The sequence below is a fragment of the Cupriavidus sp. L7L genome (genome assembly GCF_004353535.1).
GTDB lineage: Bacteria > Pseudomonadota > Gammaproteobacteria > Burkholderiales > Burkholderiaceae > Cupriavidus > Cupriavidus oxalaticus_A.
In genome coordinates, this window is sequence record NZ_SMNY01000069.1 from 1 (window position 1) to 25,721 (window position 25,721).

The 25,721-nt window shown below is 64.9% G+C and carries 24 protein-coding genes and 1 tRNA gene; 7 read left to right on the forward strand and 18 right to left on the reverse strand.

All coding sequences use genetic code 11. The features are described from left to right. Positions 1–137 (forward strand): ATP-binding protein (locus tag E1J61_RS38560; RefSeq protein WP_243736883.1); only part of this gene is annotated, 137 nt, incomplete at its 5' end. An 898-nt stretch (positions 138–1,035) separates the two neighbouring features. Here the strand turns inward: E1J61_RS38560 and E1J61_RS35195 are convergent. From E1J61_RS35195 to E1J61_RS35235, 9 genes are all read right to left on the reverse strand, one after another. Further along, positions 1,036–1,770: a hypothetical protein gene (locus E1J61_RS35195; RefSeq protein ID WP_133098428.1), complete on the reverse strand. Its 735-nt coding sequence runs from the start codon at positions 1,768–1,770 to the stop codon at positions 1,036–1,038. A gap of 199 nt (positions 1,771–1,969) precedes the next feature. Continuing rightward, positions 1,970–2,554, reverse strand: a complete 585-nt coding sequence (locus E1J61_RS35200; protein WP_133098429.1) for a hypothetical protein — start codon at positions 2,552–2,554, stop codon at positions 1,970–1,972. A gap of 286 nt (positions 2,555–2,840) precedes the next feature. Continuing rightward, on the reverse strand, positions 2,841–4,028 hold the full coding sequence (locus E1J61_RS35205) for a ribonucleotide-diphosphate reductase subunit beta (protein ID WP_133098430.1): 1,188 nt from the start codon (positions 4,026–4,028) through the stop codon (positions 2,841–2,843). Positions 4,029–4,171: 143 nt separating this feature from the next. Further along, positions 4,172–7,108 carry a ribonucleoside-diphosphate reductase subunit alpha gene (locus E1J61_RS35210; RefSeq protein ID WP_133098431.1) on the reverse strand — a complete coding sequence of 979 codons (2,937 nt, stop codon included), beginning with the start codon at positions 7,106–7,108 and terminating at the stop codon, positions 4,172–4,174. 516 nt (positions 7,109–7,624) lie between these two features. Next, the gene (ampD, locus tag E1J61_RS35215; RefSeq protein WP_133098432.1) at positions 7,625–8,245 is read right to left on the reverse strand and encodes a 1,6-anhydro-N-acetylmuramyl-L-alanine amidase AmpD; all 621 of its coding nucleotides are present in this window, start codon (positions 8,243–8,245) and stop codon (positions 7,625–7,627) included. Then, on the reverse strand, positions 8,242–9,897 hold the full coding sequence (locus E1J61_RS35220; protein ID WP_133098433.1) for a sigma-54 dependent transcriptional regulator: 1,656 nt from the start codon (positions 9,895–9,897) through the stop codon (positions 8,242–8,244). The genes ampD and E1J61_RS35220 overlap by 4 nt, the downstream gene beginning before the upstream one ends. 29 nt (positions 9,898–9,926) lie before the next feature. Next, positions 9,927–12,041 (reverse strand): sensor histidine kinase, encoded by a 2,115-nt coding sequence (locus E1J61_RS35225; protein ID WP_133098434.1) that lies wholly within the window; start codon positions 12,039–12,041, stop codon positions 9,927–9,929. Continuing rightward, a complete protein-coding gene (locus tag E1J61_RS35230) occupies positions 12,038–12,334 on the reverse strand; it encodes a PP0621 family protein (RefSeq protein ID WP_133098435.1) in 297 nt (98 codons plus the stop codon). The genes E1J61_RS35225 and E1J61_RS35230 overlap by 4 nt, the downstream gene beginning before the upstream one ends. 6 nt (positions 12,335–12,340) lie before the next feature. After that, entirely contained in the window at positions 12,341–13,303 is a 963-nt protein-coding gene (locus E1J61_RS35235; RefSeq protein ID WP_133098436.1) for an inner membrane protein YpjD, read from the reverse strand. A gap of 131 nt (positions 13,304–13,434) precedes the next feature. Here E1J61_RS35235 and ffh point away from each other — a divergent pair, with 131 nt between their 5' ends. Continuing rightward, the gene (gene ffh, locus E1J61_RS35240) at positions 13,435–14,829 is read left to right on the forward strand and encodes a signal recognition particle protein (protein WP_133098437.1); all 1,395 of its coding nucleotides are present in this window, start codon (positions 13,435–13,437) and stop codon (positions 14,827–14,829) included. Positions 14,830–14,881: 52 nt separating this feature from the next. Then, the gene (locus E1J61_RS35245; RefSeq protein ID WP_133098438.1) at positions 14,882–15,424 is read left to right on the forward strand and encodes a hypoxanthine-guanine phosphoribosyltransferase; all 543 of its coding nucleotides are present in this window, start codon (positions 14,882–14,884) and stop codon (positions 15,422–15,424) included. 63 nt (positions 15,425–15,487) lie between these two features. On the opposite strand, the gene E1J61_RS35250 is transcribed toward E1J61_RS35245, so the two are convergent. The 4 genes from E1J61_RS35250 to E1J61_RS35265 form a co-directional block, all read right to left on the reverse strand. Continuing rightward, positions 15,488–16,111, reverse strand: a complete 624-nt coding sequence (locus tag E1J61_RS35250; RefSeq protein WP_133098439.1) for a LysE family translocator — start codon at positions 16,109–16,111, stop codon at positions 15,488–15,490. A gap of 116 nt (positions 16,112–16,227) precedes the next feature. Continuing rightward, positions 16,228–17,130: a 2OG-Fe(II) oxygenase gene (locus tag E1J61_RS35255; protein ID WP_133098440.1), complete on the reverse strand. Its 903-nt coding sequence runs from the start codon at positions 17,128–17,130 to the stop codon at positions 16,228–16,230. Continuing rightward, on the reverse strand, positions 17,127–17,867 hold the full coding sequence (locus E1J61_RS35260) for a lytic transglycosylase domain-containing protein (RefSeq protein ID WP_133098441.1): 741 nt from the start codon (positions 17,865–17,867) through the stop codon (positions 17,127–17,129). The genes E1J61_RS35255 and E1J61_RS35260 overlap by 4 nt, the downstream gene beginning before the upstream one ends. Before the next feature lie 5 nt (positions 17,868–17,872). Continuing rightward, positions 17,873–19,594 carry a proline--tRNA ligase gene (locus E1J61_RS35265; RefSeq protein ID WP_133098442.1) on the reverse strand — a complete coding sequence of 574 codons (1,722 nt, stop codon included), beginning with the start codon at positions 19,592–19,594 and terminating at the stop codon, positions 17,873–17,875. Positions 19,595–19,775: 181 nt separating this feature from the next. On the opposite strand from E1J61_RS35265, the gene E1J61_RS35270 reads away from it, so the two are divergent. Together E1J61_RS35270 and E1J61_RS35275 are read left to right on the forward strand one after the other, a co-directional pair. Then, a complete protein-coding gene (locus tag E1J61_RS35270) occupies positions 19,776–20,438 on the forward strand; it encodes an RNA pyrophosphohydrolase (RefSeq protein ID WP_133098443.1) in 663 nt (220 codons plus the stop codon). Continuing rightward, positions 20,431–21,012: a CNP1-like family protein gene (locus E1J61_RS35275; protein ID WP_133098444.1), complete on the forward strand. Its 582-nt coding sequence runs from the start codon at positions 20,431–20,433 to the stop codon at positions 21,010–21,012. Before E1J61_RS35270 ends, E1J61_RS35275 begins: the two co-directional genes overlap by 8 nt. Before the next feature lie 80 nt (positions 21,013–21,092). On the opposite strand, the gene proB is transcribed toward E1J61_RS35275, so the two are convergent. From proB to E1J61_RS35300, 5 genes are all read right to left on the reverse strand, one after another. After that, positions 21,093–22,211, reverse strand: coding sequence for a glutamate 5-kinase (gene proB, locus E1J61_RS35280; protein ID WP_133098445.1), 1,119 nt, complete (start codon positions 22,209–22,211; stop codon positions 21,093–21,095). A 49-nt stretch (positions 22,212–22,260) separates the two neighbouring features. After that, the gene (gene obgE, locus E1J61_RS35285) at positions 22,261–23,358 is read right to left on the reverse strand and encodes a GTPase ObgE (protein ID WP_133098446.1); all 1,098 of its coding nucleotides are present in this window, start codon (positions 23,356–23,358) and stop codon (positions 22,261–22,263) included. 122 nt (positions 23,359–23,480) lie between these two features. Then, positions 23,481–23,741, reverse strand: coding sequence for a 50S ribosomal protein L27 (gene rpmA, locus E1J61_RS35290; RefSeq protein WP_010814747.1), 261 nt, complete (start codon positions 23,739–23,741; stop codon positions 23,481–23,483). 39 nt (positions 23,742–23,780) lie between these two features. Then, positions 23,781–24,092: a 50S ribosomal protein L21 gene (gene rplU, locus E1J61_RS35295; RefSeq protein ID WP_006576525.1), complete on the reverse strand. Its 312-nt coding sequence runs from the start codon at positions 24,090–24,092 to the stop codon at positions 23,781–23,783. Positions 24,093–24,286: 194 nt separating this feature from the next. Further along, positions 24,287–24,580 (reverse strand): hypothetical protein, encoded by a 294-nt coding sequence (locus tag E1J61_RS35300; RefSeq protein WP_133098447.1) that lies wholly within the window; start codon positions 24,578–24,580, stop codon positions 24,287–24,289. On the opposite strand from E1J61_RS35300, the gene ispB reads away from it, so the two are divergent. Both ispB and E1J61_RS35310 read left to right on the forward strand, forming a co-directional pair. Next, complete coding sequence (gene ispB / locus E1J61_RS35305; protein ID WP_133098448.1) at positions 24,579–25,508, forward strand: octaprenyl diphosphate synthase; 930 nt, start codon at positions 24,579–24,581, stop codon at positions 25,506–25,508. The genes E1J61_RS35300 and ispB overlap by 2 nt on opposite strands. A gap of 92 nt (positions 25,509–25,600) precedes the next feature. Continuing rightward, a tRNA-Pro gene (locus E1J61_RS35310) sits at positions 25,601–25,677 on the forward strand. Positions 25,678–25,721: the final 44 nt, after the last annotated feature.

The window sequence follows — 25,721 nt, forward strand, 5'->3', positions numbered from 1 at the left end:
TCGGCGACGAAACCATCGCCGATGCGATGCTCGACCGTCTCATGCAGCGCCATCACCGGATCACGCTCACTGGCGAATCGCTCAGAAAAGCATCACCAAAACCCAACATCCTGGAGCCCGAACTCGACCAGAACTGATACGAAACCCTACAATCGACACCGCGCAACGCCTATCTCGCCAAATCGGTCACGTTCCCGAAATCGGCGGTCACGTTCGCCGAAATACGCATCCGGCCACGGCCGGCCATGGTTGCCGACACTTTCTGATGAAGAGGCTAAGGCTGCCATTGAAGTTGTGGGAACGGTGGCCTCCTACTTGTTGGCGAAACTCGTCAAGCGCGAGCGCCGTAGTCCGCGGTTCTGAGAAATCAGAGCCATTTGTGAGGCATAACGCCGACGACATCAGGGAGTAAGCATGGACGACCTGTATGTCCTTAAGGATCGCACAAGGTCCATTCGTCAATCCTACGAGTACGCGGCGCGGCGCTGATTACGTCCTTTGGCACGCCACAGGAAATGGTCTGAGGTCCCTCGGCTATTTGAGGCTGCACTTGCGTTGTGGCCGTGAGTCGCGGACGGCAGCGTAGTAGTGGCGTTAGTCCGTCCAAGGCACGCTTGGCGAGCGGTTGAATCCGCAGCCGATCTCCCCCGACGGCTCGTCGCGAAACAGCGACCGCCGCTGACCGGGTGCCACTCGTTTCATCAAAAGTGGTAGGTGATCGCCCCTTCGGCGTCGCTGATGGATCGATTTGCGATGAGCTTGGTGACAGCTCCCCGCCAAGCCAGGCGAGCAGTGGGTCGAACCCCTTGTCGCGGGACAGCACCAGCATGGGCCCCTTCTCCCCCTTCTCCACCATGCGGCGATTTCGAAGGCTATGTGGAAATCCAGGGCGTTGGGCCCAACCCCGCTTGAGCGAACCCACCGTGCGCGCTCGCCAAGCGCTTGCAACCCCATGGCCACTTCAATCGGGACTTTCCTCTGGACTTCGCCGGCGAACACTACAAGCGGCTGCTGGATTGCGCCGATAACAGTCATTCAAGATGTCGTGGGATAAGCATCAAAATAGGCGGCAGCATGAGTCATGTTCATGTCAGTGTAGAGATTGTAAATTTCCCACCAATCCAAACCTCGCATGGCGCCTTGTTCACGGGTGGTCCCAATGAAAAAATTTATCGCTTGCGGATGAGATCGAACGTTAAGGAACGACCATATCAAGGTCAAATTGAAGTTTTTCAAACTAATGACTCGTAGGTTGCTTGGGTGCTCCTCATTGGATGTGAATTCTTTACCTTTCTGACTAACAACAGCCATTAGTCGTAGTTGGTCACGATTTGGCCGAAGTTCACCAAGATCAACAATTTCATCATCACAATCGACTGGAATTGTAAATCTTTCACGGGAAAGGTCGCCGCAAACCATAAAGAATGCTGGCACGAACAAATTATCTTGTTTTATCCCTGTCGTAATTTGCACATGCGATTCAATACTTTTGTCACCAAAGACTAGCGACTTCTTTATTGTATTTGTCGAACTGCTTTTTGCGTTGCAGTGAACACTTATATGTTGATCGCACTCTCGAAAGTTTGCTTCATCTATGGTCGCAACCAACTCTCCAAAGGTGCTCGCTTTGTATGCCCGACCTCCGGATGTGGTGTGAAAATTCAAGTCAAATAGTTCATTATTATCAGAATTTCTCACTTGACGAACGGCAATTACGGTTCTTTGCACACCATCAACTTTGATAACTACTCTTATTTTTCTATCATTCATGCATTGAGTTCAAAATCTGAAAAGATTGATGATTGTCCGCTGTTTGGCGAGACAATGCATCGACGGTACTACGATTCAGTCTTGATTTTCAGCGTCCGCACGCACTTGCCGACGGTCCGCAACTGGCCCGGCTACGGCCCTAATGCACCGTGCCGGACCAACTGCTGCCGACAATCTGTGTTGATTGACCTGTTGGCCGTCACCGTACTTCGTACCTATAGCTGTTTCCGTAGCGCCCCATCCCGGTCCCCCTAAAGTGCAGGTCTCCGACGTTGAGCAGACGTGGCAATTGAAGAAGTTCGCCGTTGCGTCCCGCCTCTTCGTAGAGGTGTAACACTGCAACAAAGAGCGCGGCCACCGAGTTGATGCAGTTCTTCAAGTTTGCTTTTGGGAAGTGTTCGTCGCGGTGGTGCTTGACCTTGTTATGGTCTTTCCACCAAATCGGCGGCACCCCTTCCGCCCAACCACTCCAAGGGTGAAGAATCAGGCCATATCGAGGAATTTGAACTTCAAATTCGATGAAATTTGGACACGCCGCGGAAACCGCACCAAAGTAGGCGTTAATGCTTGTTGCATCTGATTGTGGATTGTGCTTTCTGCAGAGTTGCTTGAGTACCACATCGACCTCTGCACTCGCTCCGAGAAACAAGCGCGCGATCTCAATCGAATAGGTCGCGTCATTGCCTCCTGCAAGGTCTACATATCGAGAAAGCCGATCTAGATCCTCCTCAAGTGCGAGGAAATAGTTCCAATGGGCATATGAGTGAGATCTAAGTATCGCCACGACATTTCCTCTCTGCAATCTTCCGTATGATATTTACCTTTTACCGGTGGACCGTGGTTTCGAGATTAACGGACCAAAGGCGTGCATTTAAGTGAGTTGTTTGTTTCTCGCTTCGCTAGAGTCACAACAGCCCGCTTTCTACTTGGTGAAGGACGGCCGATTGTCACCGATTTGAGCGTTGACGTCGACCGTCCGCTTGCGGCCGATTGCAGTTACTCGTTATCTCTAGCCATAAAAAATGGGAGCCATCAGCTCCCATTTCTCATCATCAAAGCAAAACAACAACTCAATCCCAGCTCAACGCCCCACCCGTCTGATACTCAATGACGCGCGTCTCGAAGAAGTTCCGTTCCTTCTTCAGATCAATCATCTCGCTCATCCACGGGAACGGGTTCTCCTCGTTCGGGAACAGCTGATCAAGACCAATCTGCTGGCAACGACGATTGCAGATGAAGCGCAGATACGACTTAAACATCGGCGCATTCAGACCAAGCACCCCACGCGGCATCGTATCCTCCGCATAGCGATACTCCAGATCCACCGCCTTCTTGAACAGCTCAGTAATCTCAGCCTTAAACTCCGCCGTCCACAGATGCGGATTCTCCAGCTTGATCTGGTTAATCAGGTCGATACCAAAATTGCAGTGCAGCGACTCATCCCGCAGGATGTACTGATACTGCTCCGCAGCCCCAGTCATCTTGTTCTGCCGCCCCATTGCCAGGATCTGCGTAAAGCCCACATAGAAGAACAACCCTTCCATGATGCAGGCGAACACGATCAGCGACTTCAGCAGCTTCTGGTCGTTTTCCGGCGTGCCGGTCTTGAACGACGGGTCGGTCAGCGTGTCGATGAACGGGATCAGGAACTCGTCCTTGTCGCGGATCGACTGCACTTCGTGGTACGCGTTGAAGATCTCGGCTTCGTTCAGGCCCAGCGATTCAACGATGTACTGGTAGGCGTGCGTGTGGATGGCCTCTTCAAAGGCCTGGCGCAGCAGGTACTGGCGGCATTCCGGCGCGGTGATCTGGCGGTAGGTGCCCAGCACGATGTTGTTGGCGGCCAGCGAGTCGGCGGTGACGAAGAAGCCGAGGTTGCGCTTGATGATGCGGCGCTCGTCTTCGGTCAGGCCGTTGGGGTCTTTCCACAGGGCGATGTCGCGGGACATGTTGATTTCCTGCGGCATCCAGTGGTTGGCGCAGCCGGCCAGGTACTTTTCCCACGCCCACTTGTACTTGAACGGGACGAGCTGGTTGACGTCGGTCGAGCCGTTGATGACGCGCTTGTCGGCGGCGTTGACGCGGCGGTTGCTCTGCGCGGCGGCGGCGTTGGGGTTGTTGCCCAGGATGCCGGCTTGCGTGGCGGACGGCGGCAGGACGCCTTGCCGGTCAGCGGTGGCAGCCGATGCAGCGGGTTGCAGGGCAGGCTGCGGTGCGGCCTGCGGGGTGGCTTGAACGTCGTCGTCCCAGCTCAGCATGATGTTGTTCTCCGTGATTCGGTTTGGGGGCGGCGGTGGTCAGTGTTTTTTGACTCGTGCAACTTCGTGGTTGCGCCGGCCCTCTCCCCCGGCCCCTCTCCCGCGGGCGGGAGAGGGGAGCAAACCGGGGGGTTAGGTAAGACTTATTGGCAGGCTTCGCACTCTTCGAAGCCGGGGTCGCCCGGGCGCATCGTGCAGACCGCGCCTTCGGCTTCCGGCATGGCCGGGGCCGAGGCGGCCGCTGCGTCCAGGGCCGAGCCGCTGTCGCTGCCCGACGACACCGCATTCAGCGAGCCGCGTGACACCGTGGACTTCTCCACGTGCGTGGCAGCCATCGTGCGCAGGTAGTACGTGGTCTTCAGGCCGCGCACCCATGCCAGCTTGTAGGTGTCGTCCAGCTTCTTGCCCGACGCGCCGGCCATGTAGATGTTCAGCGACTGGGCCTGGTCGATCCACTTCTGGCGGCGGCTTGCGGCTTCCACCAGCCAGGTCGGCTCGACTTCGAACGCGGTGGCGTAGATGTCGCGCAGGTCTTGCGGGATGCGGTCGATGCGCGACAGCGAGCCGTCGAAGTACTTCAGGTCGGCAACCATCACCTCGTCCCACAGGCCGCGTTCCTTCAGGTCGCGCACCAGGTAGTCGTTGACCACGGTGAACTCGCCCGACAGGTTGGACTTGACGTACAGGTTCTGGAAGGTCGGCTCGATGCACGCGGACACGCCGATGATGTTCGAAATGGTCGCGGTCGGGGCGATCGCGATGCAGTTCGAGTTGCGCATGCCGTGCTGCTTGATGCGGGCGCGCAGGCTGTCCCAGTCCATGGTGCTGGACAGGTCCACTTCCAGGTAGCCGCCGCGCTCTTCGGCCAGCAGCTTGAGCGAGTCTTGCGGCAGGATGCCACGGTCCCACAGCGAACCTTCGTAGGTGCTGTAGCGGCCGCGCTCTTCAGCCAGCTCGGTCGAAGCCTGATAGGCGTAGTAGCACACGGCTTCCATCGAGGTGTCGGCGAACTGCACCGCGGCCTTGCTGGCGTACGGGGTGCGCAGCACGTGCAGGCAGTCCTGGAAGCCCATGATGCCCATGCCGACCGGACGGTGGCGCAGGTTGGAGTTCTTCGCCTTCTCGACCGCGTAGTAGTTGATGTCGATCACGTTGTCGAGCATGCGCATGGCGGTGCGCACGGTCTTCTGCAGCTTGGCGTGATCCAGCGCGTAGGTGCCGTCGGCCTGCTTGGCCAGGTGGGCGACCAGGTTGACCGAGCCCAGGTTGCAGACGGCGATCTCGCTCTCGTTGGTGTTGAGCGTGATTTCCGTGCACAGGTTGGAGCTGTGGACGACGCCGACGTGCTGCTGCGGGCTGCGGATGTTGCACGGATCCTTGAAGGTGATCCACGGGTGGCCGGTCTCGAACAGCATGCCCAGCATCTTGCGCCACAGTTGCAGCGCCGGCAGCTTCTTGAACAGCTTCAGCTCGCCGCTGGCGGCCTTGGCTTCATAGCCCAGGTAGGCGCGCTCGAATTCCTTGCCCACCTTGTCGTGCAGGTCCGGGCAGGTGGCGGGCGAGAACAGCGTCCACTCACCACCTTCCATCACGCGCTTCATGAACAGGTCCGGAATCCAGTTGGCCGTGTTCATGTCGTGGGTGCGACGGCGGTCGTCGCCGGTGTTCTTGCGCAGCTCCAGGAATTCTTCGATGTCCAGGTGCCACGTTTCCAGGTAGGCGCAGACGGCGCCCTTGCGCTTGCCGCCCTGGTTCACGGCGACGGCGGTGTCGTTCACCACCTTCAGGAACGGGACCACGCCTTGCGACTTGCCGTTGGTGCCCTTGATGTGCGAACCCAGCGCGCGCACGTTGGTCCAGTCATTGCCCAGGCCGCCAGCGAACTTGGACAGCAGCGCGTTTTCCTTCAGCGCTTCATAGATGCCTTCCAGGTCGTCCGACACGGTGGTCAGGTAGCACGACGACAGCTGCGAGCGGCGGGTGCCGGAGTTGAACAGGGTCGGCGTGGACGACATGAAGTCGAACGACGACAGCAGCTGGTAGAACTCGATGGCGCGCGCTTCGCGGTCCTTCTCGTTCAGCGCCAGGCCCATGGCCACGCGCATGAAGAAGGCCTGCGGCATTTCGATGCGGGTTTCATCGATATGCAGGAAGTAGCGGTCGTACAGGGTCTGCAGGCCCAGGTAGTTGAACTGGAAGTCACGGCCGGCGTCCAGTGCGGCGCCCAGGCGGGCCAGGTCGTAGGTGGCCAGCTTTTCGTCCAGCAGCTCGGCTTCGATGCCGCGTGCGATGAACTTGGGGAAGTACTCGGCGTAGCGGGCCGACATTTCCGACTGGGTCACTTCGGTGCCCAGGATTTCCTTGCGGATGGTGTGCAGCAGGATACGGGCGGTGACCTGGCTGTAGTTCGGGTCCTTTTCGATCAGGGTACGCGCGGCCAGGATGGCGGAGTCGTACACCTGCGTCATCGGCACGCCTTCGTACAGGTTCTTCAGGGTTTCCTTCAGGATCGGCTCGGCGCTGACCGCATCGCCCAAACCGGAGCAGGCGTTGTCGATCAGGGCGTGCAGCGCGACGATGTCCAGCGGCTTGGTCACGCCGGCGTCTGTCACATTGATCTGGATGCCGGACTGCTGCACGCGGGCCACGGCCTGGGCGCTGGCGCTGGCGCGCTCCTGGGCGCGCTTCTCGCGGTACAGCACGTAGGCGCGGGCCACTTCATGCTCGCCCGAGCGCATCAGGGCCAGCTCGACGTGGTCCTGCACGTCTTCGATATGGATGGCGCCACCGCTCGGGCGGCTGCGCACCAGCGCGCGCACCACGCTGTCGGTCAGTTGCTCGACGATCTCGCGCACGCGCGCGGAAGCTGCGCCCTGCCCGCCGTTGACGGCGAGGAAGGCCTTGGTCATGGCGACGTTGATCTTGGACGGCTCGAACGCCACCACGGCGCCGTTGCGACGGATGATCTTGTGATCCGGGTAGCTGGTGGAAGCGGCGCTGGAGGTCTGTGCGTTCGGTGCCTGGCTGGCAACGCCGGCGGCGGCGCCACCCGTGGTGAGTTCGTTCTGGGCCGTTTGCATGTGAAGTCCTGTTTTTACCCTGGATTTAAGAGACAAAAGAGTCCCTGGCGAAATGCGGCGGAAAGAAGGATCCGTTTCGGTGTGACCGCGCACGGACAAACTGCCTTTGCGTGAACATTTCGCCAGGGACTCTTTGTGATTCGCCAGCTTTGCGGAGGTTTCCGGACGGGTTGCACTCGCTGTGCAACCGCCACCTCACACTTGGGCCAGCTCCCCGGTTTGACTACTAGATATAGTGGGTGCTGCTGAAAACTTGGCTAAGTATAGTGAAACGAATCCGAATGACCAGTCTTGACAACCGCTATTTCGGGGTCGTTTCGCGGTCGGGCCGCCGCGTGCGGCAGCGCCACATGCCCGGGAGCCTAGTACACACAAGGGTTTCAGCGAAACCGTTCGCAACTGCACATTTCACAAAAATTTTTTTGATTGTTGCGAGCATGCGATAGCCCCTAACCTGCTTGGGGCATGTGTGCCAAAAAGGGGCGCACGACCATGGGGAATGACGTTACGAATTAATCACCCCATGGTATGCCGATAGGGCAACATGCCTGGCGGCACTGCTGCACCGGCGGCGAACCGGTCCCAGTCGAAATGCGGGCCGGGATCGGTCTTGCGCCCCGGGGCGATGTCGCTGTGGCCGGCAATCGCGCGCACCGGGTAGGCCGCCATCAGGGCCGGGACCAGGGCGGCCACGGTGTCGTACTGGGCGGGGGTGAACGGCAGGTCGTCGCAACCCTCGATCTCGATGCCGATCGAGAAGTCGTTGCAGCGCGTGCGGCCGAAGAAGTCGGACTGGCCGGCATGCCAGGCCCGCTGCGTGCACGGCACGAACTGCACCAGCTCGCCCTGCCGCGTCACCAGGAAGTGCGCGGACACCTGGACCTGGTGGATGGTGGCGAAGAACGGGTGCTTGTCCGGGTCGAGCCGGTTCTGGAAGAACGCTTCGATGTCGCCGCTGCCGAACTGGCCGGGCGGCAGGCTGATGTTGTGCAGCACCACCAGGTCCACGGGCATGCCGGTGGGCCGTTCGTCGAAATTGGGCGACGGCACGCGGCGGGCGGCGGGTACCCAGCCGTCTGCGTCTGGGAGGAAAGCACGCACCTGTGCAGGCAGATTGGGCTGGCTGGGCCTCGTCATGGCGTGCCCTCGCCCGCGCCGTCGCCGTTGTTCTCGGCCACGCCGCGGTCAGCGGCGTCCATGGCTTCGCGGATGCCAAGCTGCTGGATGCGGTAGCGCAGCTGGCGCAGGTTCAGGCCGAGCAGCGGCGCGGCAGCGGTGCGGTTGAAGTTGGTCTGCGCCAGTGCCTGCAAAATCAGTTCGCGCTCCACGGCTTCGAGCCGGGCCGGCAGGTCGATTGGGAAGACGATGCCGCGGCAGGCGCGCTCGGTGGCGTCGCCCTCGGGTTCGGGCTGGGTGGCGGGCGGTGCGGCAACCTGTGGCGCGGCAGCAGGTTCGGCCACGGCTGCGGGCGTGGGTGTCGCCGCGGGCGCCATCGGCGCCCACATGCCCGGCGCGCCCCAGGGGGCGTACTGGGTCGCTGGGACCGGCGACGCCATCGTGGGCGCGGGGGCCATCAGCCCGGCGCCGGGCGCGCCGGCATCCAGCGGGCCGAGGTCGGCCACCTCGATCTGCTCGCTCTCGGCAAAGGCGTAGGCACGCTCGAGCAGGTTTTCCAGTTCGCGGACGTTGCCCGGGAAGCGGTAGGCGGCCAGCTGTTCCAGCGCCGCCGGCGCCAGCCGCTTGGGATGCGGGTCGCCGTAGCGCACCGCCAGGTGGTCCAGGATGGCGCGCGCCAGCACCGGGATGTCTTCGCCGCGCTCGCGCAGCGTGGGCATGCGCAGCGCCAGCACGTTCAGGCGGTAATACAGATCCTGGCGGAACTGGCCGGCGGCGACCATCGCGGCCAGGTCCTTGTGGCTGGCACACATCACGCGGACGTCGACGGCGTCTTCGCGGCTGGCGCCGATCTTGCGCACGCGGCGCTCCTGCAGCGCGCGCAGCAGCTTGACCTGCATCGCCAGCGGCAGGTCGGCCACCTCGTCGAGCAGCAGCGTGCCGCCGTTGGCGGCGTGGAAGAAGCCGCCGCGCTCGCCGTCGGCGCCGGTGAAGGCGCCTTTGACGTGGCCGAAGAACTCCGACTCCATCAGCGTCTCGGGGATGGCGCCGCAGTTGACCGCGATGAACGGATGCGAGGCGCGCGCGCTGATCGCGTGGATGGCGCGCGCGGCGCGCTCCTTGCCGCTGCCCGATTCGCCGCTGATGACCACCGGGGCCATGCTGCGCGCCAGCCGCGACAGCGAGCGGCGCACCTCGTGCATGGCGGCCGAATGGCCGGGCAGCAACGCCGCGGCGCGGTCGGCGGCGGCGTCCGCGCCGGCGCTGCCGCCGGCATCGGCTTCGGTGCTGTCGCGCTGCTGGCGGCCGAGCGCGTTGAGCACCAGGCTGCGCAGCTGCTCCAGCGAGACCGGCTTGGCGATGTAGTCGAAGGCGCCGGCCTTGAGCGCCTCGACGGCGTTGTCGGCGCTGCCGTAGGCGGTGATGACCGCCACCGGGATACGCTCGGGCGCGGCCGACAGCTGCCGCACGATCTCGATGCCCAGGCCGTCGCCCAGCCGCATGTCGGTCAGCACCAGGCTGTAGCGGCCCTGCGCCAGCTTCTGCCGCGCCTCGGCCAGCGAGCCGGCCAGCACCACGTCATGGCCCATGCGCCGGATGGAGATGTCGAGCAGCTCGCGCAGGTCGGCCTCGTCGTCGATGACGAGGATGGGATCGGGCGTACGGGGTGGCATGGTGGCGGGTGTGGATGGGCGGACGCCGTTCATGCGACGGCCGCGTCGGCGGTCTCGATGCGCAGCGTCAGGACAAAGGCTTTGGCCGGCAGTGTATCGCGCGCGGCGGCGGCCAGCACGCCGGTGCGCTCGAGCAGCGCCGGCACCGAGACCGCGCCGTAGCGTACTTGCGCATCGTTGGCGCCGCACAGCTCGCGTGCCATGAACAGGCCCAGGCCGGTGCCTTGGGCGTTGCTGGTAAAGAAGGGTTCGAACAGGCTGCGCTGGTGCTCGCGCGAGACCTCGGCGCCGTCGTTCCAGACGATCAGCTCGGCGTGATGCTGGTCCAGCGCGTGCGCCAGCAGCCGGATCGAGCCGGGCAGCCGGCTGCAGTAGCGCCAGGCGTTGTCGAGCAGGTTGCCCAGCACCTGTTGCAACTGCGCGGCGTCGAACACCACCGGCTGGGCCACGTCGACGGTCAGGCGGATGGCGTTGGCGTTGACGTCGGCGCGGCCGGCCGGGCGGGTCTCGCCGGCGTGCGGGCGGCGCGAGCGCATTTCCAGGCGCCAGCGCTCGACGATCTCGGGCAGCGCCTGCGCCAGGTGCACGGTGCTGCGGCCGGTGCGCGGGCGGCGCGACATCTGCAGCACGTCGGACACCACCTGATCGAGCCGGCGCACGTTGTCGTTGATGATGCGCAGCAGGCGAGCGTCGATGTCGACGTCCGCGCCGCTGTCCGCCGCGCCAGGCTCCTGCCGCGCGGAATCGGCCAGCAGTTCGCTGGCCTGGCTGATCGCCGCCAGCGGGTTGCGGATCTGGTGCGCGATGCTGGCCACCAGCCGGCCCATCGCGGCCAGCTTTTCCTGCTGCACCTGTTCGGCGATGCGCTCCCAGCTTTCGATATGAACCAGCACGGTGTCGCGCATCTCGCTGCGCAGCAGCGCTTCGTCTTCCTGCGACCAGGCCATGGCCTCGTTCTGCGCGATGGCCAGGCGCAGGCGGGCGGCAGCCTCGGGCGAGAGTTCGTTCCAGGCGGCGGTGTCGAGTTGCGACGGCACCGTGCGCCCCTGCGCCAGCGTCGAGCGCAACCCCGCCAGCCCCGGCAGCACGAAGCGCAGCCGCAACCGGGTGTGCTGCATGGTGCCGTCGGCCAGCGCGCTGCCCGACGCCATCGGCAGCAGCTGCAGGATGCGCGGCACGTCGTCCTTGCTGCGCAGCCAGTCGCGCAGCATTTCCATCAGCGGCTGCAGGCGCGGGATGCGGCGCAGGTCGAACAGCACGGCATCGGTGCCGCCGCCACTGCCCTGCTCCGCCGATGCCCCCAGCCGGCGCGAATAGATGCGCTCATGCGCCTGCACGCCCAGCAGCACCACCGCCGCCGGGTTGGCCGCCACCACGGCGCCGTTGGCGCGCACCAGCATCACGCCGTCCTGCATGTCGTTGACCATCAGCCGGTTGACCAGCTGCTGCATGCGCAATTCCTGCTCGCGCACCAGCGCCAGCCGCTCCTGCGCGATCTGGCGGTTGGCCAGCATATACATCAGCAGCGCCGCGATCATGAACACCAGGCCGAACAGGCCCGAGCCCAGCAGCCCGGCATCGGCCTGGCGCAGCAGGATTGTGTGCATGAACGGTCCGCCCATCACCACCAGCGCGGAGATCGACGCGGCAAAGAGCGCGAACGGCAGGCTGGTGAGCGCGCCGGCTTCGAGCGCGGGCAGCAGGAAGATCATGGCCAGGCCGTCAGCCTGGCCCTGGCTGGCGGGGTGGCCCATGGCGTGGAAAACCAGCGCCAGCAGCGCCAGGTCGGCCAGCACCTGCACGCGCACGCGCAGGTGGAAATGGCGGCGCCACAGCGTGCCGGCGAGCATCGCCAGCGCAATGCCAAGGTAAGGCACGGCGACCGTCATGGCCGCCGCATGCTCGACGCCGGCCAGCCCGAAGGGCAATTCCGGCGGCAGCGAAGGCGGCAATGGCGCCGCCGCGGGCTCGCCGCGCCGCATCAGCGCGTAGCCGAGCAGCAGCAGGCCCACGGCGACGCGGGTCCAGCAGAAATAGCGCAGCAGGCGCCAGTGGAATTCGGGCGGTTCAGGCTGGCGCCACAGCTGCGCCAGGCCGCGCCAGGCATTGAGCCGCTGCCAGCCTGACAGCGCCGGTTCGATCATGGGCGCGCGCCGCCGCCGTCGGTGTGGCTGGCCTCGTCAGGCAAGTGGCTGCGGCGGCAGTAGTGCAGGCCGCGCCAGGCGATGGCCTCGCCTTGCGGCAGGTGCACGCCGCACTGGGCGCACTGGACCATCGGTTCGGCGGATTCGGTTTGCCGGGCGTTGGCGCTGGACCGGGCGGCGCTTTCGCTGGCTTGCTGCCGGGCGCGTTGCTGCGCCAGCCGCGCTTCGGCGCGGGCGCGCAGCCACCAGAAGACGCCCAGCACCACGGCCAGCAGGATCAGGATACGTGCCATGGTGTCTCAGAAACGGTGGAGGACCACTTCAATTACAAAGCGGCTGCCGACATAGGCCAGCAGCAGGATGCCGAACGAGGCGATGACCCAGCGCAGCGCCACCTTGCCGCGCCAGCCGCGGAAGATGCGCCCTGCCAGGATGCCGCCGAACATGGCCCACGAGATCAGCGCGAACACAGTCTTGTGGTCCATCCGGAAAGCGCGGCCGAACAGTTCTTCGGAAAACAGCAGGCCCGAGCCGATCGTCAGTGTCAGCAGAACGAAGCCGGCGCCGATCAGGCGGAACAGCAGCTTCTCCAGCGTCAGCAGCGGCGGCAGCAGGTCCAGCCAGCGGCCCAGCCACTGGCCGGTTTGCGCGGCCTTGCCATCGGCCGGGCGCGCCGGCGCGTGGCGGAAACCGTGCAGCCGGCGCTCGGCCAGCAGCATCAGGAAGGCATGGAACGCCGCCAGCGTGAACAGCCCGTACGCCACGTTGGCGATGATGAAGTGCAGCTTGAACAGCGGCTGCGCGGCATAGCCCAGGATCTGCGAGCCGGGAAAGGCCAGCGGCATCAGGCTGGCGACCAGCGCGACGGGGATCACGATCAGCCCCAACCCGGCCAGCGAGAAGAAGAAGCTCTCGATCCAGTAGATGCCAACGCCCAGCCACAGCATGGCCGACAGCGCGAAGGCAAAGCCGAACATCATGCGCTCGGCCGGGAAGATGGTTTCGTGCAGCAGCATGCCGTGGCTGGCCAGTGCCGCCAGCATCAGCACGTGCCACCAGGCGGGCCGGCCCTCGCCGTGCGCGCCGCCCGCAGGTGGCAGGGTGTTGCCGGGCCCGCCGGCGACCAGCACGGCCGAGGCCGCGCCGCCGGCCTGTCCCGCCTTGGCGGCCGTGGAGGCAACGCCGGCATGGCGCGTGGCCCAGCCGTGCCAGGCCAGGCCGCAATAGAGAAGTGCCGTCAAGGCATACAGTACAATGACCATTTGCGCAGTTTACCTTAGTGCCCACGGACGGTGGCGGCCGGTTGAACCGGTACTCCGGGCCTGCAACCGGCACGGGTCTGCCCCGATTTCAGACCGAGCTCCTGCTCCGATATCTCCCCCCGATTCCTGCCATGCTGGACAATCTCACTCAACGCCTGGCGCGTGTGGTCAAGACCATGCGCGGCGAGGCGCGCCTGACCGAGGCCAACACCGCCGAGATGCTGCGCGAAGTGCGCCTTGCCATGCTCGAAGCCGACGTGGCGCTGCCGGTCGTGCGCGAATTCATCGCCCGCGTCAAGGAAAAGGCGCTGGGCGAGGATGTGATCACCAGCCTCACGCCGGGCCAGGCGCTGGTCGGCGTGGTCCAGCGCGAGCTGACTTCGGTCATCGGCGGCGCCGAGGCCGCCGGCGGCAATAACAAGGAAGCCGAGCTGAACCTGAACGTGCAGCCGCCCGCCATCATCCTGATGGCCGGCCTGCAGGGTGCCGGCAAGACCACAACGGTCGGCAAGCTGGCGAAGTGGCTCAAGGAAAACAAGAAGAAGAAAATCCTGACGGTCTCTTGCGACGTCTACCGCCCCGCCGCTATCGCCCAGCTGAAGACCGTTTCCGAGCAGGTCGGCGCCGACTTCTTCCCGTCGCAGCCGGACCAGAAGCCGGTCGAGATCGCCCGCGCGGCGGTGGACTGGGCGCGCAAGCACTACCACGACGTGCTGATCGTCGATACGGCCGGCCGCCTGGGCATCGACGAATTGATGATGCAGGAAATCGCCGCGCTGCACGCCGAGCTGAAGCCCGCCGAGACCCTGTTCGTGGTCGACGCCATGCTCGGCCAGGACGCGGTCAACACCGCCAAGGCCTTCAACGACACCCTGCCGCTGACCGGCGTGGTGCTGACCAAGCTGGACGGCGATGCGCGCGGCGGTGCCGCGCTGTCGGTGCGCCATATCACCGGCCGCCCGATCAAGTTCGTCGGCGTCGGCGAAAAGCTGGACGGGCTGGAGCCGTTCTATCCGGACCGCATGGCCCAGCGCATCCTGGGCATGGGCGACATCATGGCGCTGGTCGAGGAAGCCCAGCGCGGTGTCGACATGGAAGCGGCCGAGAAGCTGGCCAAGAAAATCAAGAAGACCGGCGATTTCGACCTGGAAGACTTCAAGGCGCAGATCGGCCAGATGAAGAAGATGGGCGGCATGGCCAGCCTGGTCGACAAGCTGCCGGCGCAGTTCGCCCAGCAGGCGCAGGGCGCCAACATGGACCAGGCCGAGAAGCAGGTGGCCCGCATGGAAGGCATCATCAACAGCATGACGCCGGCCGAGCGCGCCAAGCCCGACCTGATCAAGGCCAGCCGCAAGCGCCGCATTGCCGCGGGCGCCGGCGTGCCGGTTCAGGAAGTCAACCGCTTGCTGAACCAGTTCGACCAGATGCAATCCATGATGAAAAAGCTCAAGGGCGGCGGCATGATGAAGATGATGCGCCAGATGGGCGCGATGAAGGGCGGCATGAAGGGCCTCTTCAACCGCTGAGCGCACGCTGCAGCGTTACCCGCCTCCCCCGCAAAAGGACAGGAAAGACATCATGATGAGCGCCGTACAGGCCCGCGAACTGTGGGCCAACTCCGAAGAAATCGTCTCGGCCGAGGAAGTCCAGGCATCGCTGGACCGCATGGCCGCCGAGATCACCGCCAAGATGGGCGATGCCTTCCCGCTGGTGCTGTCCGTGATGGGCGGCGCGGTGGTGTTCACCGGCATGCTGCTGCCCAAGCTGGCGTTCCCGCTGGAGTTCGACTACATCCACCTCTCGCGCTACAACAACAAGACCGTTGGCGGCGAGATGCAATGGCGCGTGGCCCCGCGCGAGTCGGTCAAGGACCGCGTGGTGCTGGTGCTGGACGACATCCTGGATGAAGGCGAGACCATGGCCGCGATCCGCGAGCGCATCATGGAAATGGGCGCCAGGGAATTCCACGCGGCGGTGCTGTGCGAGAAGACGCTGACCAAGCTCAAGCCGATGCACCCGGACTTCTGCGGCTTTGCGGTGCCGGATCGCTATGTGTTCGGGTGCGGGATGGATGCCAAGGGGTATTGGCGGAATTTGGGCGCGATCCGGGCGCTGGTTTGATTTTGACGGGCTGAGGTTTGGCCCCCCTACACTCCCCGCAGGCGGGAGAGGGGAGAAAATACATCACGCCTGGTGCGACCCCAAAATCGGCCACAGCGAAGCCAGCAGCAACACCGCCATCCCGATATTGAACGCGCGCAGCACCTTCGGCCGCGCCAGCCAGCGCCGCAGCGCCGAGCCGCATAACGCCCACATCGCCACGCTGGGCAGGTTCACCACCCCGAAGATCCCGGCCAGCAGCAGCACGTTGAGCCACAGGTTGCCGTGCAGCACATAGGTGCTGCACGCGCCCACGGCCATCACCCACGCCTTGGGATTGACCCACTGGAACGCCGCCGCGGCCCAGAAGCCCATCGGCCGCGCCACCTGCTGGTCCTGCACGCCGCCGGCCGTGGCGAGCTTCCACGCCAGCCAGACCAGATAGACCGTCGCCACCACGCGCAGCACCTGCCAGGTCCACGGGAAGGCGTGGAACAGCGACCCCAGCCCCAGCCCGACCAGCGCCACCATCAGCGCAAAGCCGATGCTGACGCCGAGCAGGTGCGGCACCGTGCGCAAGAACCCGAAGTTCACGCCGGAGGCCAGCAGCATCGTGTTATTCGGACCGGGGGTGATCGACGACACCAGCGCAAAACCGGCAAAAGCGGCAAAGACACCGGTGCCGGCTGCGAGTTGGGATACTTCCATGACTGACTCCATGCGTTCAGGGAATCAGTCTACGGTCAGTCAACGGTACAGTACCGGTACACTTTTTCAGCAAATTGCCGATACAGGATCGATCGGCGCAATCCTGCTCGGCGCGGTCAGGCCTCGCTGCGATACGGCCGCTCGCGCAGCCACTTGGTCGCAATCCACTTCTCGCCCTCGGCGACCGGCAGGCCCGCATGCAGCGTGCGCTCGTCCAGCATGCCGTCGGGCAGCAGGTAGCTGAAGTAGACCGCATTGCCCTTTACCGGCGCCACTTCCAGCCCCAGGCGCGGGAACGCGGTGGCGCCGCCGGCCGCGGGCGTGTTCAGGTAGATCACCAGCGTGGCGATGCGCTGGCCGCCAACGGTCAGCTGGCGGGCCTCGCCCGGCCGTTGCGGATTGAAGAAATCGAAATGCGGCTGGTATTCGCCACCGGGCTTGTAGTTGAGGATCTGCAAGCCTTCGCCGTGCTCGGCCGGCACGCCGGTGACCGCGGCGATACGCGCCTCGATGCGTTCGATCAGCGCATGCTCGCCCACCTGGAACATGGCGCCCATGCTGGTGCGGGCGTCGATCAGGTTCTCGTCGCCGGTGTCGGGGTTGACCACCGGCGAGCGCGCCAGCCGGCCGCGCGACAGCGCCACCAGCGCGTCGCACTCGTCGGCGCTCAGCAGTTGCTGGTACAGCCGGATCTGCGGCGAGGCGAGCCGGAACAGGATCGGCACCTGGCGGTCGCCGCCGTCGGCCACAAAGGCTGCCGCGGTGCTCCTGGCCTGAGGAGGCGCCGCCGTGCGCGCCGGCTCCGGCCTGGCCGGGCGGCCCGCGGCGACGTCCGCACCGAACGCTGCCGCCACGGCCCGGCGCGCAAAGCCGTCGTCATAGCCCGAACGCAGCATCGACAGCACCAGCGCATCGGCCGCAAAGCCCTGCGCGATATGCCGGGCCAGCCATTGCTCGAGTTCGGGCGAGGATTCGGTATAGCCGGCCCTGCCGCCGGCATCGGATGCTTCGCGGATCATGACGGGTTGGCGACGCGGCGCGGCGAGAAAGGATTGCGTTCCGGCGGATCCGACGGCAGCGCACGGGGGGCGCGCGCCGGCGCATTGTCCGGTTCGCCGGCAACGGTGACCGAAGCTTCGGAATACTGCCAGCGCTTCCACGCCGCCAGTACGGCATTGGGATACTCGGGGCGGCCGCGGCTGCCGTTGTAGCGGCCCAGCGCCAGGTACAGGTCGCCCTGCTCGCGGTCGAGGTAATAGCGCAGGATGGTGCAGCCGTAGCGCAGGTTGCTCTGCAGGTGGAACAGCTTGCGCGGGTCGCTGTCGCCGATGGCGCGGACCCAGAACGGCATCACCTGCATCAGCCCGCGCGCGCCGGCCGAGCTGATCGCGTACTTGCGGAAATTGCTCTCGACCTGGACCAGGCCCAGCACCAGCGCGGGTTCCAGCCCGGCGCGCTTGGCCTCGTAGTAGGCGACCTCGATCAGTTCCACGCGCACCTGCGGCTCGGGGATGCGCGTGGCCAGGCGCGAAGACATTTCGCCCAGCCACTTCAGGTAAGCCAGGCGCTCGCCGCCGGATGCAAAGACCGGCCGCGTGGGCCGGTCGTCTGCAATCGCCGCGGCCAGCGCGCCGCGCACGGAATCTGCCAGGTCTTCTTCCTTCTGCGCGCCGGCATGCGCGGCCGCCGCGGCCAGCGCCAGCAGCAGCCCGCCGGCAAGGCGGCGGGCGGCGGGCATTGCGCGTGCGGCGCGCATCGGGCTCAGTTCGCCAGCTGGTTGCGCACGTGGCTGACCACGTCGGCCACGCTGACCGGGGTGGCCTGCGCGTCTCGCCGGCCCTGGTACTCGACCTTGCCTTCCTTCAGGCCGCGGTCGCCCACCACCACGCGGTGCGGCACGCCGATCAGTTCCCAGTCGGCGAACATCACGCCCGGGCGCTCGCCGCGGTCGTCGATGATGACGTCGACACCGGCAGCCAGCAGCTCGGCGTGGATGCGGTCGGCCTCGGCCTTGACGGCCTCGGAGCGGTCATAGCCAACCGGGCAGATCACCACCTCGAACGGCGCGATCGCCGCCGGCCAGATGATGCCGCGCTCATCGAAGTTCTGCTCGATCGCGGCGCCCAGGATACGGGTGACGCCGATGCCGTAGCAGCCCATCTGCATCGGCTGGGTCTTGCCGTTCTCGTCCAGGAAGGTGGCGTTCATCGATTCCGAGTAACGCGTGCCCAGCATAAACACGTGGCCCACCTCGATGCCGCGGCAGATCTCCAGCGTGCCCTGGCCGTCCGGCGAGGCATCGCCCGCCACCACGTTGCGCAGGTCGGCGACGATCGGCTCGGGCAGGTCGCGGCCCCAGTTGACGCCGGTGAAGTGGTAGTCGCGGTAGTTGGCGCCGCAGACAAAGTCGCTCATGTTGGCGACGGTGCGGTCGGCCACCACCTTGACCGGCTTCTTCATGTCGATCGGGCCGAGATAGCCCGGGGGCGAGCCGAAGGCGTCGACGATCTCGTTCTCGGTGGCAAAGCGGAAGTCGGCCAGCCCCGGCACCTTGGAGGCCTTGACCTCGTTCAGCTCGTGGTCGGCGCGGATCAGCAGCAGCCAGATCTGGGCGCCGGCTTCGCTGTCCGTGGCCAGCACGATCGACTTGACGTTGGTCTCCAGCGGGATGCTCAGGAATTCGGCAACCTGCTCGCACTTGACCTTCTCCGGAGTGAAGGTCTTGACCAGGTCTTGCTTCGGCGCGGCGCGCTCCGCCAACAGCGGCAGCGCCTCGGCGGCCTCCATGTTGGCGGCGTAGGCCGAGGTCGGGCAGTAGACGATGGCGTCTTCGCCGGTATCGGCGATCACATGGAATTCATGCGAACCCGAACCGCCAATGGCACCGTTGTCGGCCGCCACCGCGCGGAACTCAAGCCCGAAGCGGCTGAAGATGCGCACGTAAGCGTCGTACATGTTCTCGTACGACTTGCGCAGGCCGTCGGTGTCGCGGTCGAAGGAATAGGCGTCCTTCATGGTGAACTCGCGCCCGCGCATGATGCCGAAGCGCGGCCGGCGCTCGTCGCGGAACTTGGTCTGGATCTGGTAGAAATTGAGCGGCAGCTGCTTGTAACTGCGGATCTCGCTGCGGGCGATGTCGGTCACCACCTCTTCCGAGGTCGGCTGCACGGCGAAGTCGCGCTCATGGCGGTCCTTCAGGCGCAGCAGTTCGGGGCCCATCTTGTCCCAGCGGCCGGTCTCCTGCCACAGCTCGGCCGGCTGGATCACCGGCATGGACATTTCCACCGCGCCGGCGCGGTTCATTTCCTCGCGCACGATGTTCTCCACCTTGCGGATCACGCGCAGCCCGATCGGCATGTAGGTGTAGATGCCGGCGCCCAGCTTCTTGATCATGCCGGCACGCATCATCAGTTTGTGCGACACGATTTCCGCGTCGGCGGGCGCTTCCTTGAGGGTGGAAATGAAGAATTGCGAGGCTTTCATCCGTAGCTTTCTCTCGAGGCCGCAACGCCTGCCCGGCGAATTCCGGTAGCGGCGGCACTGAATTGTCGCGCACGCGCCTGAAACTGCCCTTCTGCTCGGGAAAACCAGCATCCCCCCGCCAGAGCCCAGCTGCGCGCTTCCTTTATAATCAGCGTAATTCTAAAGGATTCGAGGTGCAGTCATGCTCGATCGTGAAGGCTTTCGCCCGAACGTCGGCATCATCCTCCTCAACGCACGCAACGAGGTTTTCTGGGGCAAGCGCATCGGCGAACACTCCTGGCAGTTTCCGCAAGGCGGCATCAAGTACGGCGAGACGCCGGAACAGGCCATGTACCGCGAACTGCATGAGGAAACCGGCCTGCTTCCGGAGCACGTCAGGATCGTAGGTCGCACACGCGACTGGCTGCGTTACGAGGTGCCGGACAAGTTCATCCGCCGCGAGATCCGCGGCCACTACAGGGGCCAGAAACAAATCTGGTTCCTGCTCCGCATGGCGGGCAGGGACTGCGATATCCACCTGCGCGCCACCGACCATCCGGAGTTCGATGCCTGGCGCTGGAGCCACTACTGGGTGCCGCTGGAGGCGGTGATCGAGTTCAAGCGCGATGTCTACCAGATGGCGCTGACGGAACTGTCGCGCTTCCTGAACCGGCATCCGCGCGTGCCGCTGAGCCCCTATGGCACGCATGCGCACGGCCGCCATGGAGGCGGCCAGCGCGGCATCCCGCCCGCGGTCGCCGGCCAGTCGTCAAGGCCTGCCGCGGCCGACTGCGGCGGCGCGGCAGCACAAGAAACTGTTTCGCCGGCGGCGCCGGTTACCAACTCACGGAGTACTGATGACTAGTTGCACCGGCCCGGGCTGCCGCGGCGGCCTGACCGCTGCCGGCCTGCTGCTTGCCGCCGCCACGCTGGCGCTGGCGGGCTGCAAGACCACCGGCAAGGAGATGGCGGAAGAAGAAAGCACCTGGCTCAGCCCCTTCGCGCCCAAGACCTTCGAGGAAGCCAAGGCGATGCTGCCGGCGCCGCCGCAGGATGCCAACCTGGTGCCGTTCTCGGTTTCCGGCACCGGCACGCTGTCGTTTGCGGTGGACAGCAAGTCGGTTTCGGTGGGCAAGGACAACGTGGTGCGCTACACCGTGGTCACCACCAGCCAGAGCGGCGCCCGCAACGTGACCTTCGAAGGCATGCGCTGCGACGCCTTCGAGCGCAAGCTCTACGCCACGCTGCCCAAGGGCGCCACCGAATGGGTGCCTAACACCAGCGGCTACGGCGAGACCTGGCATCGCATGGAAACCGGCGTGCGCAACGCCTATGCTGCCACGCTGGCCATCGAGTTCTTCTGCCAGGGCCGCACGGTGGCCGGCAAGCCGGAGGACATGGTGCGCGAGCTGCAATCGCGCGCGCCCAGCCGCCGCTGAGGCGGGCGGCATCGGCATAAAAAAACGGCGGGACTGCCTGGCAGTTCCGCCGTTTTTCTTTGGCTGTTTTCGGTCGCCGCTCAGACCAGCACGAGGTTGTCGCGGTGGATCAGCTCGGGCTCGTTCAGGTGGCCCAGCACCGACTCGATCTCCGACGAAGGCTTGCGCGCGATCAGGCGCGCCTCGGCGCTCGAATAGTTGGTGATGCCGCGCGCCACTTCCTTGCCCTGCGGATCGACACAGGCGATCACCTCGCCGCGGGCAAATTCGCCCTGCACCTCGACCACGCCGATCGGCAGCAGCGACTTGCCGCCGCCGGTCAGCTTCTCGACCGCGCCGTTATCGATCACCACGCGCCCGCGCAGCTGCAGGTGGTCGGCCATCCACTGCTTGCGCGCGGTGAGCCGGCCGGTCGGCGCCAGCAGCTGGGTGCCGATGGCCTCGCCCGCGGCCAGCCGCTCGAGCACGCTGGCCTCGCGCCCGGAGGCGATGGTGGTGTGCGCGCCGGACTTGGCGGCGCGCTTGGCCGCCAGGATCTTGGTCAGCATGCCGCCGCGCCCGATCGAGGTACCGGCGCCACCGGCCATCGCCTCCAGTTCGGGCGTGCCGGCCATGGCCTCGTCGACGAACTGCGCCGCCGGGTCCTTGCGCGGATCGGCGGTGTACAGGCCGCGCTGGTCGGTCAGGATTACCAACGCGTCGCCTTCGATCAGGTTGGTGACCAGGGCGCCGAGCGTGTCGTTGTCGCCGAACTTGATTTCGTCGGTAACCACGGTGTCGTTCTCGTTGATGATCGGCACCACGCCCAGCGACAGCAGCGTGAGCAGCGTGGAACGCGCGTTCAGGTAGCGCTCGCGGTCGGCCAGGTCGGCGTGGGTCAGCAGCACCTGCGCGGTGCGGATGCCGTAGCGCGTGAACTGGCTTTCATAGACCTGCGCCAGGCCCATCTGGCCGACGGCGGCGGCGGCCTGCAGCTCGTGGATTTCCTTCGGCCGGCGCACCCAGCCCAGGCGCTGCATGCCTTCGGCGATGGCGCCGGAGCTGACCAGCACCACTTCCTTGCCCGCCACGCGCAGCCTGGCGATCTGCGATGCCCAGCGGGCGATGGCGTCGTGGTCCAGTCCCTTGCCATCGTTGGTGACCAGGCTGGAGCCGACTTTGACGACGATGCGCTTTGCCTGCGCGATGACCGATTGCATGGCGGGATCCTGTCTCCGGAAGTCGTTTTTTTCAGACCGTTGGTATTGCTTATGCCTCGCGCTCGTCCTGGTCGACGTTATGCAGCCGATCGTCCAGACGGATGTCCGGTTCGGCCAGCGCCGCGGCCTCTTCGGCCTTGATCGCCGCCAGATGGTCCTTGATCGCGTAGATCAGCTCGCGGCAGCCTTCGCCGGTCAGCGCCGAGATCTGGAACACCGGGCCCTTCCACTTGTAGCGCTTGAGGAAGTCCTTGACCCGTGCGGCACGCTCGTCCTCGGGCACCATGTCGAGCTTGTTCAGCACCAGCCAGCGCGGCTTGTCGTGCAAGTCCTCGTCGTACTTCTTCAGCTCGTTGACGATGGCCTTGGCCTCGGCGACCGGGTCGACCGCCTCGTCGAACGGCGCCAGGTCGACGATATGCAGCAGCAGGCCGGTGCGCTGCAGGTGGCGCAGGAACTGGTGGCCCAGGCCCGCGCCCTCGGCCGCGCCTTCGATCAGGCCCGGAATGTCGGCGACCACGAACGACTGCTCATGGTCAACGCGCACCACGCCCAGGTTGGGATGCAGCGTGGTGAACGGATAGTCCGCCACCTTGGGGCGCGCGTTGGAAATATGCGAAATGAAAGTCGACTTGCCGGCATTGGGCATGCCCAGCAGGCCGACGTCGGCCAGCACCTTCAACTCGAGCTTGAGCATGCGGCGCTCGCCCGGCTTGCCGTCCACCTGCTGGCGCGGCGCGCGGTTGGTACTGGACTTGAAATGCAGGTTGCCCCAGCCGCCCATGCCGCCTTCGGCCAGGCACACGCGCTGGCCATGCTCGGTCAGGTCGGCGATGACCTCGCCGCTATCCATATCCGTGATCAGCGTGCCGACCGGCATGCGCAGCGTGATGTCGTCGCCAGCGGCGCCATAGCAGTCGGAGCCACGGCCGTTTTCGCCGTTCCTGGCCACGTGCTTCTTGGCGTAGCGGAAGTCGATCAGGGTATTGATATTGCGGTCCGCCTGCGCGAACACGCTGCCGCCACGGCCGCCGTCGCCACCATCCGGGCCGCCGAAGGGCACAAACTTCTCGCGCCGGAACGAGGCGCTGCCATTGCCGCCGTTGCCGGCGATGGCTTCGATTCGGGCTTCGTCGATGAACTTCATGATGGGTTTTCCGTGATGGGATCGGCAGGGATCGGCAGATCGGGGGCCGGCGTAGTTTACTTCGCCAGAAAAGAAAAAGCCCCGCAAGCGTTGCGGGGCCTTTCATCCTGCAAAGGCTGTTATCAGGCCGCCGGGACGACGCTGACTTGCTGCTTCTTGGCAGGGCCCTTGACGGCGAACTGCACGTGGCCGTCAACCAGGGCGAACAGCGTGTGGTCCTTGCCCACGCCGACGTTGTCGCCGGCATGCACGCGGGTACCGCGCTGGCGGATGATGATGCCGCCGGCGTTGATGGCCTGGCCACCAAACACCTTCACGCCCAGACGCTTCGATTCGGAATCACGGCCGTTCCGCGTGGAACCGCCGCCTTTTTTCTGTGCCATGTCTTACTCCTGTCGCTTTACCGGATTACGCTCGATCGATCAGGCAACGATCGCTTCGATGCGCAGTTCGGTGTAATTCTGACGATGGCCCTGACGCTTCTGGTAGTGCTTGCGACGGCGCATCTTGAAGATCTTCACCTTGTCGTGACGACCCTGGGAGATAACGGTAGCCTTGACGGAAGCCCCGCTAACCAGCGGCGTACCAAACTTGATTTGGTCGCCGGCGCCCACTGCGAGCACCTGGTCGAGCGTGATTTCTGCGCCAATGTCTGCCGGTATCTGTTCTACTTTCAGTTTTTCGCCAGCAGCAACCTTGTATTGCTTGCCGCCGGTTTTTACGACCGCGTACATTGTCGAACCTCTCGGATGTGAATAAAACGCCGAAACCGCGCGATGCGGCCCGGTATCTCCCACCGGCAAGGACCCGCAAGGCGAGCGACTACCGGAGGAAACCGGGAATTGTAAACGAGATCGGGGAAAACTGCAAAGAAAACAGGCACATAGCCTGTGAGCGGCGCGGCCGGCACAATCGGCGGCCGCCCAGCTCAGGTCAGATCGGCGAGAAGGAACCCCGCCAGTGCGGCAAACGCCACCCACCACGCGGTGCGGCGCAGCTGGCGACGGGATAGGGGCTTGTCCATGTCCGCATTATAGTTGCGCCGGTCACCGACGCCGCTGCGCGCATACCCTGAGCCGCCTACCTGCCCACCCGCGGCAAGAATGCGGGGCATGCGTAAAACGCCGCGTGCTTCGCATATAATCGTCCGGTTTTGCGTAACGGTGATCATCTTGTCCCAGCCTTCCGCCACTGCCTTGCTTGCCCCGGTCGCTGCAGACATGCGCGCGGTTGATGCTGTCATCCGCCAGCGGCTGTCTTCCGAAGTCCCCCTGATCGAACAGATCGGTGAATACATCATCGGTGCCGGCGGCAAGCGCCTGCGCCCGGTGATCCTGCTGCTGACGGCGCGCGCGCTGGGTTATGACGGCAACCGGCACCACGAGCTGGCCGCCGTCGTCGAGTTCATCCACACCGCCACGCTGCTGCACGACGACGTCGTCGACGAATCCGAGCTGCGCCGCGGCCGCGACACCGCCAACGCGGTGTTCGGCAATGCCGCCAGCGTGCTGGTTGGCGACTTCCTCTACTCGCGCGCGTTCCAGATGATGGTCGATGCCGGCAGCATGCGCATCATGGAGATCCTATCCAACGCGACCAACGTGATCGCCGAGGGCGAAGTGCTGCAGCTGCTGAACATGCACGATCCGGATGTCACCATCGAGCGCTACCTGCAGGTGATCCGCTACAAGACCGCCAAGCTGTTCGAGGCCGCCGCCCAGCTGGGCGCGGTGCTGGCCGGCGCCGACGCGCAGATGGAAGAAGCCGCCGCCGAATACGGCCGCCGCATCGGCACCGCCTTCCAGCTGATCGACGACATGCTGGACTACACCGCCAGCGCCGAGCAGATGGGCAAGAACGCCGGCGACGACCTGCGCGAAGGCAAGCCCACGCTGCCGCTGCTGCATCTGCTGGAGCACGGTACCGCGGAGCAGCGCCAGCTGGCGCGCGACGCCATCGTGCAGGGCGGCACCGAGCACTTCGACGCGGTCTTCGCGGCCATCCACGCCAGCGGCGCGCTCGAGGTCACCTTCGAGGCCGCGCGCCAGGAAGCGGAAGCCGCCGAGCGGGCCGCGCAGCAATTCCCGGATTCCGCGCTGAAGGAAACGCTGATCCAGCTCTGCGCGTTCTCGCTGCAGCGGCAGTCGTAAGGGATGCTTCACCCCTCTTCCATTTCAGGAAAAACGCTGTTATAGTTACCTTCTTTGCTGCTGACGCCCAGCGACGGCAAGCAAAAACAAATCGGGGTGTAGCTTAGCCTGGTAGAGCGCTACGTTCGGGACGTAGAGGCCGGAGGTTCGAATCCTCTCACCCCGACCAGATTAAAAAAAAAAAAGCCGAATCAACGAAAGTTGATTCGGCTT